We start from the raw sequence: 12,616 nt of genomic DNA, 5'->3' as shown, positions 1-12,616 counted from the left end.
TACCCTCGTCCTAACCGCCTTAGCGGTTGCCATAACCGCTCAGATAGGCTCGTTCAGTGACGTGAACAGCCAATTCTATCGGGACTTCCTTCTCCGGCGTTTGTTGAGCTTCAAGAATTGCTTGGCGGCCAGGGGTAGCCCCCCAGGCAGAATGAACATGACTAGAGGCAACGGATTCCATAGGCAGTCAAGGCTGCGATCGCAGCTTTGCTCTGTAGAACGCCTGGTTAATGTGGTCGATACGAACTGTTCCATGGGCAGCGCCGCCATCTTTAGCCAATTTGAGAAGTTGGGCGGCAAATCAGAATTAAGCCGTAGCTTTAGATCTGCGGTAGAAAACGACTGAGCATAGCTGGGAGTCAAAAAGGAAGCATAGCGGCTGGCTTGAGGAGTCATTTGCTGTACGAAGGCAAGACTCAGCCCCTTTAGCAGCTCTCGTAAAGCCTCTGTCTGCTGATCGGGTCGCTCCCGCACGAAAATGCTCTGGGTTAGCGCCCGATTGAGGTTAGTCGGATCGCCTACGCTCAGGTGACTGGCACCGATCGCCGTCAGCAGCAGCTTTTTGTGTTTGAGCTTGGTGAAAGGCAGAAACTGTTGGCTAACGGCGGGAGTAATCGCATCTTCGGTTGCGGCTAACATCAGCAGAGGAATTGTGACTTGAGCCAAGCTTGCTTCATTAAATAGCCGCCCAATAATGGGATTAAGGACGATCGCCTCAACAATCCGCTCATCCTTCAGCTTCACCACATCGTTAGGCAAATCGGCCGCATTGCACTGAAGCAAATCGGCGGGTGAAAATGTCATCGGGTTGGGGTCATCACAAAACTGACGCAGAGACTTAAGGCTGAGGGGTGCCCCCGCCAGAGCCAGAGCCGTATAGCCTCCCAGCGAGTGTCCAATCAGCGCCACCTGCTTCGTGTTGAACTTGTCGCGGAGCATATCCGAGAAGCGATCGAGCCGACTCAGCCGATCCAGCACAAAGCTGACATCTTTAGGACGATCGACAAACTCACTGGCAGGCAGAATGTTGTTGGGTCGATCTAGGCTAGCGCTAGTTAGCCATGTCACGTTACTAGCCGGATGTTCTAACGCCACGACCGTCAAGCCATAGGAGGCTAGGTGATGCGCCAAATAGCCCAAAAAGCGGCGATCGGCTCCAAATCCGTGGGAGATGACCACGAGCGGTCCTTGGGTGTGGCGGCTCCAGTAGAGATCTAGGGGAATCGTGCGATCGCGTTCATAGTCTCGCAGCGTTAGAGATTGCTTCCAAACCCAGTAAGGCCCTGTCTGCGTTGGGTCAAAGGGCAGATTCAGCGGCTTGGTGGCGACCGTCAGCTCTCGATCCATCACGGCGCTGAGGGTTTGGCTCTGCCATGCGGGCAGGTTCATCTGCGAAACCATGGCGATCGCCGAAGTCGCATCGATCGTCACAACTTTTGAGGAAAACGATTGAAACACGCCTAAGAGGCTCATCCCTTCCGGTCGCAAGGCTGCCTGAGAGAGCGCCGCCTTGATTTCGGGGGTTGCCGTATGGGGTATGGCGGCTTGCAGGGTGTTCAAAAACCGCTCTCCTGCCGAAGAATGCAGCAAATCTTCGACTAGCTTGTCTCCTACATTGGGTTCTAGCTGAAGTCGGCTGCTGAGCGCCTGACGCACCTCTGAAGTTAGCAGCGGCGCATAAAGACTGAGACTAGAGGGCACCTCCCCCGTTTTGGCGAAACGCTCTAGGTCGGCGATCGCTACCGTCTGCTGAATCGGGCCAAACTGTACCAAAAGCTGTTCTGCTGCTAGAGCCGGAGCGCACCCCATACTCAGGGCTAGACACACCATGCACAGGCTCAGCCAAAAGCCTCTGAATATTGGCTTAAAAGGCATTGACTCGGAAGCAAGGGAAGCTAGAGCAGGGAGAAGTGGGAAGGGGCAGAGAAAATTCACGGGCACTTTGGAAAGGGGCACAGCGAAAGGGGTCAGCACAAGTCGATCGTAGGTCGATCGCGGAAGTTTAGCGTTTGCACTTTAGTAAGGGGGCTTAACTGGTTCAATCTGGGGTAGTCCTTACCTAAATACCACGACCTAATCTGGTGCAATGAGATGGATTATGGCGAACTCAAACAACGTTTCCATAATATTTCCCTAGAGTGTTAAGGGGATATCACTCCATCATAATTATTAGTCCCAGCATGGTTGTAAGAAGTTCAGGTGAAACTTCTGGCTCTACTTCTACAAGTTAACGGCAGATGCAGCTTGTGAACAGATTTCGGTAGGATGAGATGTGAGCCAAGCTATTTCCGCGGCATCCTTGGGCAGGAAGGCATAGCGCTGACCCTGGTCACGGGCTTGATGACACAGCAGATCTAGAGGCGTATCAGCGATCGCGTCTAAACCTTGAGAGTTTCCTCCCGCGATCGCTTGAGGAATTTCCTTCAGCAGCCAGCGGCTAATCCGATAGAGGTAGTCTCGCCAAGTCGTTTCTGGACTCAGGCTCACCCCATGAAGCTGATGCAGGTAGCGGTTTGAGCGCCCATAGCGCTGCCACTGGCTGCGGAGTTCAGCGATCGTGGCACGATGGCGATGCTGTACGGTAGCATTGGCGGCAAGCTGCATCCGCCAGGGGGTTTGCCGCAAGATCCGCCAGCACAGATCGGCATCGCCTCCTGTGGTCAGGTAGGGACGAAATAGCCCAACTTGCTCTAGAATCTGACGACGCAGGGCTAAGTTGGCAGTTTGTCCGTAGGGGCAAAAGCTATGAGCCAGCGTATGTTTTTGGGAAAGGGTTTCATGGCGATCGGCATAGCGCTCTAGCAGAGAATTTCCAGGCAGTGCCGTAATTTCACCTGCAACAAGTCCCACCTGCGGGTCAGCAAACGGCTCTACAAGACGCGACAACCACTGAGGCTGGGGACGACAATCCGCATCGGTAAAAGCCAGAATGCTGCCTTTTGCCGCCCGGATGCCTGTATTGCGGGCAGCATAGGAACTTTGAATCGCCGTTTCACTCAGGTAACAAAGCGTAAACTGAGGTGGGCTGGAGTTTTGAGCCGCCTGGATCATTGCCGCCGTTCGATCGCTGCTCCCGTTATCGACCAACAAATACTCAACGCGATCGCTTGAATAAGTTTGATGCTGCAAACAGTCTAATAAATCGGGCAGGTCTGCGGCTCCGTTGTAGATTGGGATAATCACAGACACTATCGGCACCGAGGGCGAAAGGCTGGGCAGCGAACAAGGCTCAGAAGCATGAGACATAAATCGGGCGGCAGATAGGGCAAGTGAGACTTAAGGATGGCTGTCACCAGTTTGCCCATCCATTGCCTGAACTCATCAAGATCCTGTTTTATGGCAACCGCCAAGGCGGTTAGAACGGAGACATTTAGGGTGGGGCGCGAAGCGCCCCACCCTAAATGTTCTAAGGATCGTGGATTAAATAACCCGTACAACCGATCTGCTGTAAGGGGTTAGCAATGCCAAGCCCCTACAGGCGACATCTACATTGGTAGAGGTGAAGGATAGCGAGAGGCAATTGCCTTTGTTTAAGAAAAATTATGGCTTTAGTAGACCTAGAGGAATAGAACTTTCTAATTCTGTTAGGTCAGAATATAGTGTCAAGGTGGTCGATTCTACCTTAGTTAAATGGACAAATAGCTGTGACAGACGATAAAGACAAAGTTAAAGATCAGTTTCTATTCCCTAGAAGCAACTACCACGGCGACTTCACGCCGGAGAAATTGACATTCAATGCCAATCTCCAGGAGTTTGCTCAGCGAGTATCCCTTCTCTGTAGCTTAGAGACAGGGGGACGCATCTCTTCCGAAGATGCATATGACCAAATTAAAGATATGTGGAAACAGCTCAAGCGGTCTAAGAAAGAGCTGCTAGATGTCTCTAAGCCCGAACCGCCAGAGTTGCCGCCTGAAGAATAGTCTACTTAGAAGTTCTTCACAGGGTAGGTTCTTCCTCCTGTGGATTCCTAGATCTGTCCTAGATCTGAAAGTGCGCCTTAACAATTTTGGCAATGTTTTGAGCCGCGTGACCATCGCCAAAGGGGTTTGAGACATTAGCCATGACCGCGTATGCCTCTGGGCTACTGAGTAGACTTGCCGCCTCTCTGAAAATAATTTCTGGATCTGTGCCCACCAGCTTCGCGGTACCCGCCATCACAGCTTCGGGTCGCTCAGTGGTTTCTCGCAGCACCAGCACAGGCTTTCCCAGACTGGGAGCTTCTTCCTGTAAACCTCCAGAATCTGTGAGCAACAGATAGCAGCGCTGCATGGCGCTCACTAAACGTCCGTAGTCCAGCGGTTCAGTCAAGAAAACCCTGGGATGATTGCCCAAAATTGCTTGCAGTGGCTCTCGCACAGTCGGATTGCGGTGCATAGGCAGCAGCAGAGCCGTATCTGAGAATGTATCCAGGATCTTAAGGAAGCCTTGGGCAATGTCTTTTAGCGGTGTACCCCAGTTTTCCCGGCGATGTACGGTTGAGAGAATGACGCGATAATTTTGCCAATCCAAGCCAGGAATGGGGCAATCGAGCTGTCGAGCTGCCACGGAAAGCAAGGCATCAATGACGGTGTTGCCCGTGTTGTAAATTTTGCCGACGACTCCCGATCGCTCTAGATGCTCGACTGAGAGAGAAGTTGGGGCAAAGTGCAGGTGCGTTACCTGGGAGATTAGGCGGCGATTGGCCTCTTCGGGGTAAGGGTTATAAATGTCGTCTGTACGGAGTCCTGCCTCAACGTGACCCACAGGAATCTTTTGGTAAAAGGCGGCGATCGCCGCAGCAAATGCCGTTGTGGTGTCACCCTGAACTAAAACAATTTGCGGCTGAAGCTGTTTAAATAAATCCTCTAGCCCGCGTAAACTGCGGCAGGTAATATCGGTGAGGGTCTGCCCATGCTGCATAATTGCAAGGTCATGATCGGCTTTCAGGTCGAACAAGTCCATCACCTGTGCGACCATTTCCTGATGCTGTCCGGTCAGCACCACCTGAGTTTCAAAAGCAGGATCTTGGCGAAACTGCTGAATCACAGGAGCCATCTTAATGGCTTCGGGACGGGTGCCCAAAATAATGCAAACTCGGATCGGAGGTTTCACCACTGGGATACGCCCTTAAAAAATCACATCTTGCAAAATTTTACGGAATAAGGGGGAATATGCGTAGAGCGATCCTGCTTAAGCTGCAAAAATCTGTAGTGTGGGCATCTGGGTCGGTATGGCATTACGTAATTGAGTTAGGACGAGTTATTTTTTGAGAGCTGCGCGGAGCGCAGCTCTCAAAAAATAACTCGTTGGATCTAAGCGCGTGGCGCTATGTAGCAACCGCCAAGGCGTATGAGAACGGGGACATTTACAGCAATTTTCAATTGCATAAAACACAGTTATTTTTGTAGAAGCCGCGCGGAGCGCGGCTTCTACAAAAATAACCCATACCTAATCAAGCGCAAACCGATCTGCTGTACAGGTTATTTAATCCACGATCCTAATCAAACTGGCGACAGCTATAATTCCCAGCAAACGAGTGTTTGAAACCTGCTCCAAACGCTGGCAGGTGAAAACTAGCCTCCCGTCGGGGTGCCGTTGCCTGGTCCCGCAGTCACGATCACGAGACTATCAGGATGAATCAGATCAGTAATCACCTGCTGTACCTGTGCCGGGGTGACCGCATTCAGCTTTTCAGGGTATTGACGAATCTCCTCCAGGGTCAGCCCCAGAACATCATTGTCCAGAATTGAGGAAGAGAGATTGCTCGGATCAGCTAAATCTACAGAATAGCTGCTGATCAGCGATCGCTTCGCCGTATCTAACTCATCCTGGGTGATGCCCTTCTCACGCATTTGCTTCAGCAAGGCGATCGTGCTGTCAATTGCCTTGGACGCATCTTCAGGAGCCGTCTGCATGGAGATGGCAAATGGCCCAGGCTGCAATCCTGCCTGAAAGAAGCTGTAGATGCCGTAGGTCAAACCCTGGCGATCGCGGATCTCTGTGCCCAGCCGACTCGACAGCGTATCGCCACCCAAAATCTGGTTGAGCAACAAAGCCGCATAGAACCGGGAGTCCTGGCGATCGATGCCGCCATAGTAGCCCATGTAGGTCACGGCTTCGGTCTTGCCGGGAATCACGGGGGTTAGCTCACTCGTAGACTGGGGCAAAGACACTTGCGGGAAAGACAGCTGAGGCTTGTCGCCCTGCGCCTTCCAGGTGCCAAAAGCCTCAGTCAACAGCGTCTTGACCTGATCGGGATCAAAACTGCCGACCAAGGACAGGATCGTGTTGTCCGGACGATAGTGCTTTTGATAAAAGCCAGCTACATCTGCCTGAGCAATATTCGTCAGCGTCAAAGGGGTGGCAAACGATCGATAGGGATGGTTCTCTGGATAAACCGCCTGCCGGAAGACGCGCCAGCCCAGCTGTTGCGGATCATCTAGCTCTACCTTGAGGCGAGTCAGCGATCGCTGCCGAGTTAGCTCCAGCTGATCGGCGGGAAAGACGGCATTCTGCACCACATCTGCCAGGGTTTGGATTAGAGTTGGCAGACTTTCTGGCAAGGCATAGCCGCTAAAGTTCACGCCCTCACGACGGGCGGTAAAGCCCAAACTTGCCCCCTCATTTTCCAGGGTTTTCGCTAAAGTCAGTGCGTCTTTCGATCGCGTCCCATTCATCAAATTATCGGCGGTCAGGCTAGCCAGTCCGGCTTTGTCGGCGGTATCAAAACTCAATCCTGCATCTAGCCAACCGTTGAGGTTAATCATTGGCGTTCCAGCATCAGGTAGGAGCAACACCCGCAAACCGTTCTCTAGCTTAAACTGCATCGGCAGCGGCTGAGAATTGGCGTTGGCAATAGGTTTAATGGGAGGCAAATACCGAGCAACTTCTGCCGGATCTACGGGTGCGCCCGGATTAAAGCTTTCGACTGCGCGAGTAGAGCCACTGCTAGCACCCGGCTGACCGTCAGCAGTCGTCGGCTCAAAGTAGCCCACGGTGCGTTTGCTTGGCTCCAGATAGACCTTGGCGACCTGCTGCACTTCTGCGGGAGTGACCTTGGCGATCGCCGCCAGATAGCGATCGCTATACAAATAATCCCCTGTCACCGTCTGGTTATAGGCAAGCTGACTCGCCTGACTCGAAATGTCCTGATTGTTCAACACAAAAGAAGTCTTGAGCTGGGTTTTGGCCCGCTCTAGCTCTTCTTCCGTCACGCCCTTCTCACGTAACTCTGTCAAAGCTTTCAGCAACACGCGATCGACTTCTGCAATGTCTTTACCTGGAGCTGCCGTTGCCGACATATTGTACCAACCTGGCTCAATCATTTCTGCCGCATAAGCCCCTAAACCTGTAGCCAGCCCTGTCTCTACAAGCGCCTGATAGAGGCGAGAACTGCGTCCGCCCGTGAGGATCATGTCCATCAGGTCGATCGCCGGGACATCTGGATGGGTAATGTTGGGGAGGGGATAGGCAGCCTGCAAGAGCGCCGCACTTCCTGGCTGTTTCAACACAATGGGTGACGACTGTACCGGAGTAGACATCGCCGCTGCACTAGGCAGAACCTCACTACGAGCTGCCGACTGCTGAGGAATCGACCCATAGAATTCGCGCACTTTATCTAGCGTCGCCTGGGTGTCAAAATCACCTGTAATGATCAGCGTGGCATTATCGGGGCTGTAATAAGTCTTGTAATAAGCCTGTACCTGTTCTGCGGTAAATTTCTCCACGTCCGACTTAGTACCGCCCACAGGCAATCCATAGGCACGATCGGGAAACACAGTTCGCATCACTGCCTTACTCAATCGATAGCCCGGATTATTTTCATAGCCCTGCAACTCCGAAATTACCACCTTTTTTTCGCTCGCAAGCTGCTCTGCATCCATCAGAGAATTTTTCATGCGATCGGCTTCCAGAGTTAGCAGCGCTTCCAGCTTATTGCTTTCTACCGTGCCAAAATACGCCGTCTCGTCATAGCTGGTAAAGGCATTCGACTGACTGCCCAAAGCGCTAAAAAAGCGACCAAACTGAATTGGGCGATCGCGCGTTCCCTTAAACATCAGGTGCTCAAGCTGATGAGAAATGCCGTTTTGTCCAGCAGGCTCGTTGCGTGATCCGACTCGATACCAGATCTGCACACTCACTACCGGAGCCGTATGAATCTCTTTGGTCAAGACAATCAGACCGTTATCTAACACTGTCTTCTGAGATCCTTCCGTCAGAGACGCAGTGGACGGTGGCGTTGCGGTTGAAGCAGCCGTTGATGCAATGGTCGGATTTGAGGAAAAAATAACGATACCCAGGAAGAAACTGAAGAACAGCCCTACCAGTAAATAGGGACGAAGCTTGAGCGTTAAAACAGCCATAGGTAGAAATATATTGGGCAGAATTTTGAGGAAACCAGGTGTGGTGTAGCGATCGCGGTCTAAATGCTGCTGTTTATTTAATTTAAGCAAAAAAATCGCAATTGTCCTATGGATGCAGTGAGGATGGAGGACAATCGGCGATCGCTGCTTACCTACTCATTAAGCATTGCTGAATCTGATACCAATTTAAGACCCAAACAGGGCGAGTGGTTTTCGAGAGCCGCACTCCGCGCGGCTCTCGAAAACCACTCGCCGCCTCATCAATAGACCTCTTGCAAATTAGGTTTAGTGGGAGCTGCGCCCCCACTAAACCTAATCCCAAAACTTTAATCTGCAAAAAGTCTAATTTGAATGGGTAGGAGTGTGAATTAAAAAAGCTGGAGCAAAACCCATCTCAGGGAGTCACTCCAGCCAAAATATATCAATTAACTGTTTTAACTCAATCACGGTACAGCATCACGATTCAACTACTGAACGGTAATTTTGCCCGCCATGCCTGCACCCCGGTGAGGCGCACAGTAGTAGTCAAATGTACCCGCAGTGTCAAAGGTCACTTCGTAAGACTCACCAGGTGAAAACATCATCTGGTCGTGAGACTTGTTGGCGATCGCTTTGTCAGCAAACACAATGTTGTGGGGGGGGAGTTTGTTGTTCACCCATTTGACGGTATCACCCGCTTTAATGGTGACGTTAGCAGGTTGGAATGCCAACATGCCGTTGTCAGCGCCCATCTTAACCGTGACGGTATCAGCAGAGGCGGGAGAAACCGCCAAGAAAAAACTGCCGACGACCAGCGCGATTGCGCAAAGGGCGAGACTCAAACTCTGGGAAACCTTCGTAATCAGCTTCATGAAACACCTCAGGAGACTTAAGCAGAATTCTTTCTCTAATAAAATTTTAGCTTGAATGCGATCATTCATGGCATGTCAAAAGGAAGAAGTCCCCCAGCCGGGAGCTTTCTGGGCTGCCCTCAAAATAAAGGCAGCTAAGTTCTCTACTTTTTCCTGCGACATCCAGCTTTCGGGGATCTGCCGACACCCAAACGATTCTTCACTGCCATCGTAGGTCATGGGCTGCCGCAAAAAAGCGATCAGACTCCTAACCGTGTCGCGAGGCGGCATCGCCCCTTGCAATGCGCTCAGTGAGAGCGGCTGAGTCGGATCAGGTAACGTTGCACCGCCCACATGACAGTTCGTGCAGCTTTCTCCAAACAGCCGCTTCCCTTCAGAGAGCTGCGCCGCAGAAAATAGCTGGGTTCTCCGAGTCTCGTCGATCGCCAGCTCCACAGGGTCTGCCGCATCCAGATATCTCAAGACATAGGCATCTATTGCACCTGCTTGAGCGTATGAGTTGCCGACAGCTAGACTGCCACAGATCATCAAGATCGCCATCAGAATCCTAAAAGGCACAATCCTAAAAGGCACAATCTTAGAGAACGATCGACGAAGCATCAGAACCATAGGAAGGAGTTTAGTAGTAGATTTTGCCGCCACCCCACTTCTCGCCCACCACTTTGGGTTGAAGTAGGATATGTCCTGCGATCGCCACCAAATCATCTTCCGTCAGATTTCTCATCTTAGGAAAAATATCGGTGCTTTGGGTGCTGGGATGCAGCTCGGCGATCGAATCCAGACCGTCATAGGTGGTCGGATTCTTCATGTAGTCCACTAGCGAGTCAACGGTGTTGCGGGCGGGAGATGCCAGCGCCAGCGTTTCGGGATCAAGACCAATGTTGGGATCGGTTTTAGTCACACCGCCCACATGACACTGACCGCAGGCGTAGTTAAACATGCGCTTGCCCTGAGACACCTGTTTCAGGCTCAAGACAACGTTCTCGCCCGTGTCGTTTAACGGCACTGTCCGGGTTGCTTCATCTAGTTCAGTGGCGATCGCTCCGCCCACAAAGCCCTGAAATGTAAAGAATAGAGTGACCGCAATAAGCCAGATGTATTTCTTAAACATGGTTCTCCTTGAAAGCGTCCTCAATTATCGGGAATTCAACACAGCGAAGCTCAATCTGCTGAGGTCTAATCTGCTATAAGCCTGATCCGCTGTAAGCCTGAAGCCAAATGAGAGCCGATCGCCACAAAATGCTTTGCGTGAGGTCAGTCCCACAAAACCCAAAGTACAGAATATGTATGAGATCAGGACAGTTGACAAAGCTGAAAAAGCTTAGGCATAGATTAATCAAGATTGAGCGGTTCTCATTCAATATCATGCCACTGAATGGACGCTTTCCCAAGCAGGTTTTGGGTTCCAGAGGTTAAATCAAGCGGGCTAGTCATTAGAACATTGTGTAGAGTCGTTACAAGTTGTTCTACTGCTGTCAGCGCTCAGTTTCTGAACCGTATGAACTTCAAAAAACGGTGAGTTTGGGATGCCATAGCCTATCGATAATTTGGCTTATCGATAGTTCGTAAATTGCAGCGCTAGAGGGTAATCTTCCTGCTTTAGGCGCTGCATCACGAGCTGTAGGTCGTCTTTAGACTTCGCTGAAACCCGAACCGCATCGCCCTGAATAGAACCCTGGACTTTCTTAAATTCGTCGCGGATCAGCTTAGAGATTTGCTTAGCGATTTCTGAGCTAATGCCTTTACGCAGCTTAATTTCTTGCCGAACTCGATTGCCGCTGGCCGATTCAATCTTGCCATAGTCAAAAATCTTCAGCGAAAGGCTGCGTTTTGCCGCTTTGGTTTGCAGGATCGTATTGATCGCATCTAGCGTAAACTCGCTGTCCGTATTGACAACGATCTCATCTGCCCCTAGTTCCACCGTGGTTTTGGTGTCCTTCAGGTCATAGCGGGCGATGATCTCACGAACCGTCTGATCGACCGCATTAACGAGTTCCTGCCGATCGAAGTCACTGACGACATCAAAGGAGAAGTTGGAAGCCATAGGTCACATTACATTCCGTGGAGCCTTTAAACTCTAGCTCACTTGTACTCTAGCCTACTTAGAACTTAGCCTACTTAAACCCTAGCTGACTTAGGGGCTGACCTGCGCCAAGCTAAGAATCATCAGCGTCCCAATGGTAGTGGAGCCAACTGCAAACATGAGCGATCGCCCCAGAGGCACATTAAGTATGTAGAACAGCGAGTAGAGGAAACGCGCGATGACATAGGCGATCGCCGCCTGAGCCGCCAGAGGCGAACTCACCTGCGTTACGTATGCCATTAGCGCCGCCGCAGTAAACAGCACAAAAGACTCGAATGAGTTCTCGTGCGCCCAAGTTGCCCGCTGAGCAAAGGCAGGCAGCTTATCAAACAAAGCCCGTGGAGCAGATGTATCATACCCGACCTTAACCCTGCCATATCCCACGACTAGGAACGGAAAATAAATTAAGGCTGCTGCCGCCACGACACAGTAGAGCAGCGTGCCTGACACCGAGAGCTGTTGCAGAAACGCCATATTTTTTGTACTCAATTACAAGGCTTAATCAAAGTAAAACAGCGTCACCACTTTCCGTTGATCTTCTGCATCGCTACAGGTTTTCAGCAAAATTTGGCTATCGTGAAACGCAAAGCAAATTAACTGCTGACAGCGGGAAATAATTTCCTGATTGCAAAGGGCGCTAGCTTCTCCCAAAGACAAATGATCATTCTCCGGGCTTTGAACCAAGTGGATCACTTGCTCTAGCTGCTCGCGAGACTCACGCGGCTGACGTTCCATGCTCTGGGGCAAAATCACCGTTAGCAGATTGGGATCTGCCCGCATGGCTCCTCGAATCGCCGCTGAATTTGTGCCTGTTGCACCAGAGGTAATGATCTGGTTGCCCACTAGCACAAGGGCATAGGTCATTAGCTCAATCAGATGCTGATGTGTAATCGGTACATGACGCGACCCCAATATGGCAATCCGCTTCGATCCAATTTGCTGGATCGCTGCTAATTCCTGTAAAAAATCATCTACTTTAGGCAGATCAATGGATTGACTCAAAGACCCTATTCCAGGAACGACCCAGATATTTTAGTCGGGTGGGAGATCGCGGTCAAGGGCTTTGTTCAGGATTGATGGCAGCACGACCGCTTTTCGTCCCTTCCTCTGAGCTGAAACTCTACAGCAACCGCTAAGGCAATCAGAACAGAGACATGTTTGGTAGGGCGCTTCGATACCCCACCAAATATGTCCTAAGCAAGCTGGTGATAGCTGTACTTTCAAAAATCAGTGAATTGCAAAGTCCTCCTAATTTTTCTCAAAAGCTGGATTTCAAAGACTCTCTGCGCTTTTGAAATCCAGCTTTTAGGGTTTTGTGGCGCGCTCCGCGCGCCACAAAA

At 51.1% G+C, this 12,616-nt stretch carries 12 protein-coding genes; 2 read left to right on the top strand and 10 right to left on the bottom strand.

The genetic code is table 11. The annotated features are described in order from the left end of the window. Positions 1-75: 75 nt before the first annotated feature. Together AC5JMP_RS14670 and AC5JMP_RS14665 are read right to left on the bottom strand one after the other, a co-directional pair. Positions 76-1,830, bottom strand: a complete 1,755-nt coding sequence (locus AC5JMP_RS14670; RefSeq protein ID WP_495852228.1) for an alpha/beta hydrolase — start codon at positions 1,828-1,830, stop codon at positions 76-78. Between the two features lie 390 nt (positions 1,831-2,220). Then, positions 2,221-3,246 (bottom strand): glycosyltransferase family 2 protein, encoded by a 1,026-nt coding sequence (locus AC5JMP_RS14665; protein WP_495852227.1) that lies wholly within the window; start codon positions 3,244-3,246, stop codon positions 2,221-2,223. A gap of 398 nt (positions 3,247-3,644) precedes the next feature. On the opposite strand from AC5JMP_RS14665, the gene AC5JMP_RS14660 reads away from it, so the two are divergent. Next, positions 3,645-3,920, top strand: a complete 276-nt coding sequence (locus AC5JMP_RS14660; RefSeq protein WP_495852226.1) for a DUF7219 family protein — start codon at positions 3,645-3,647, stop codon at positions 3,918-3,920. Positions 3,921-3,978: 58 nt separating this feature from the next. Here AC5JMP_RS14660 and wecB read toward each other — a convergent pair whose 3' ends face one another. Both wecB and AC5JMP_RS14650 read right to left on the bottom strand, forming a co-directional pair. Beyond that, entirely contained in the window at positions 3,979-5,094 is a 1,116-nt protein-coding gene (wecB, locus tag AC5JMP_RS14655; protein ID WP_495852225.1) for a non-hydrolyzing UDP-N-acetylglucosamine 2-epimerase, read from the bottom strand. A gap of 458 nt (positions 5,095-5,552) precedes the next feature. Next, positions 5,553-8,342 carry a M16 family metallopeptidase gene (locus AC5JMP_RS14650; protein ID WP_495852253.1) on the bottom strand — a complete coding sequence of 930 codons (2,790 nt, stop codon included), beginning with the start codon at positions 8,340-8,342 and terminating at the stop codon, positions 5,553-5,555. Positions 8,343-8,450: 108 nt separating this feature from the next. Between AC5JMP_RS14650 and AC5JMP_RS14645 the strand changes: the two genes are divergently transcribed. After that, positions 8,451-8,609 (top strand): hypothetical protein, encoded by a 159-nt coding sequence (locus tag AC5JMP_RS14645; RefSeq protein ID WP_495852224.1) that lies wholly within the window; start codon positions 8,451-8,453, stop codon positions 8,607-8,609. Between the two features lie 200 nt (positions 8,610-8,809). Here AC5JMP_RS14645 and petE read toward each other — a convergent pair whose 3' ends face one another. The 6 genes from petE to AC5JMP_RS14615 all read right to left on the bottom strand — a co-directional run bounded on the left by petE (position 8,810) and on the right by AC5JMP_RS14615 (position 12,278). Then, entirely contained in the window at positions 8,810-9,193 is a 384-nt protein-coding gene (petE, locus tag AC5JMP_RS14640; RefSeq protein ID WP_495852223.1) for a plastocyanin, read from the bottom strand. A gap of 75 nt (positions 9,194-9,268) precedes the next feature. Beyond that, positions 9,269-9,793, bottom strand: coding sequence for a photosystem II cytochrome PsbV2 (gene psbV2, locus AC5JMP_RS14635; RefSeq protein ID WP_495852252.1), 525 nt, complete (start codon positions 9,791-9,793; stop codon positions 9,269-9,271). 19 nt (positions 9,794-9,812) lie between these two features. After that, the gene (gene psbV / locus AC5JMP_RS14630) at positions 9,813-10,304 is read right to left on the bottom strand and encodes a photosystem II cytochrome c-550 (RefSeq protein ID WP_495852222.1); all 492 of its coding nucleotides are present in this window, start codon (positions 10,302-10,304) and stop codon (positions 9,813-9,815) included. 441 nt (positions 10,305-10,745) lie between these two features. Next, positions 10,746-11,237, bottom strand: a complete 492-nt coding sequence (locus AC5JMP_RS14625; RefSeq protein WP_495852221.1) for a YajQ family cyclic di-GMP-binding protein — start codon at positions 11,235-11,237, stop codon at positions 10,746-10,748. 90 nt (positions 11,238-11,327) lie between these two features. Continuing rightward, positions 11,328-11,750 (bottom strand): MAPEG family protein, encoded by a 423-nt coding sequence (locus AC5JMP_RS14620; RefSeq protein ID WP_495852220.1) that lies wholly within the window; start codon positions 11,748-11,750, stop codon positions 11,328-11,330. A 24-nt stretch (positions 11,751-11,774) separates the two neighbouring features. After that, on the bottom strand, positions 11,775-12,278 hold the full coding sequence (locus AC5JMP_RS14615; protein ID WP_495852219.1) for a DNA-processing protein DprA: 504 nt from the start codon (positions 12,276-12,278) through the stop codon (positions 11,775-11,777). Positions 12,279-12,616 lie beyond the last annotated feature (338 nt).

The organism is Drouetiella sp. (genome assembly GCF_059504425.1).
This window is presented reverse-complemented; position numbering and strand designations above follow the sequence as displayed.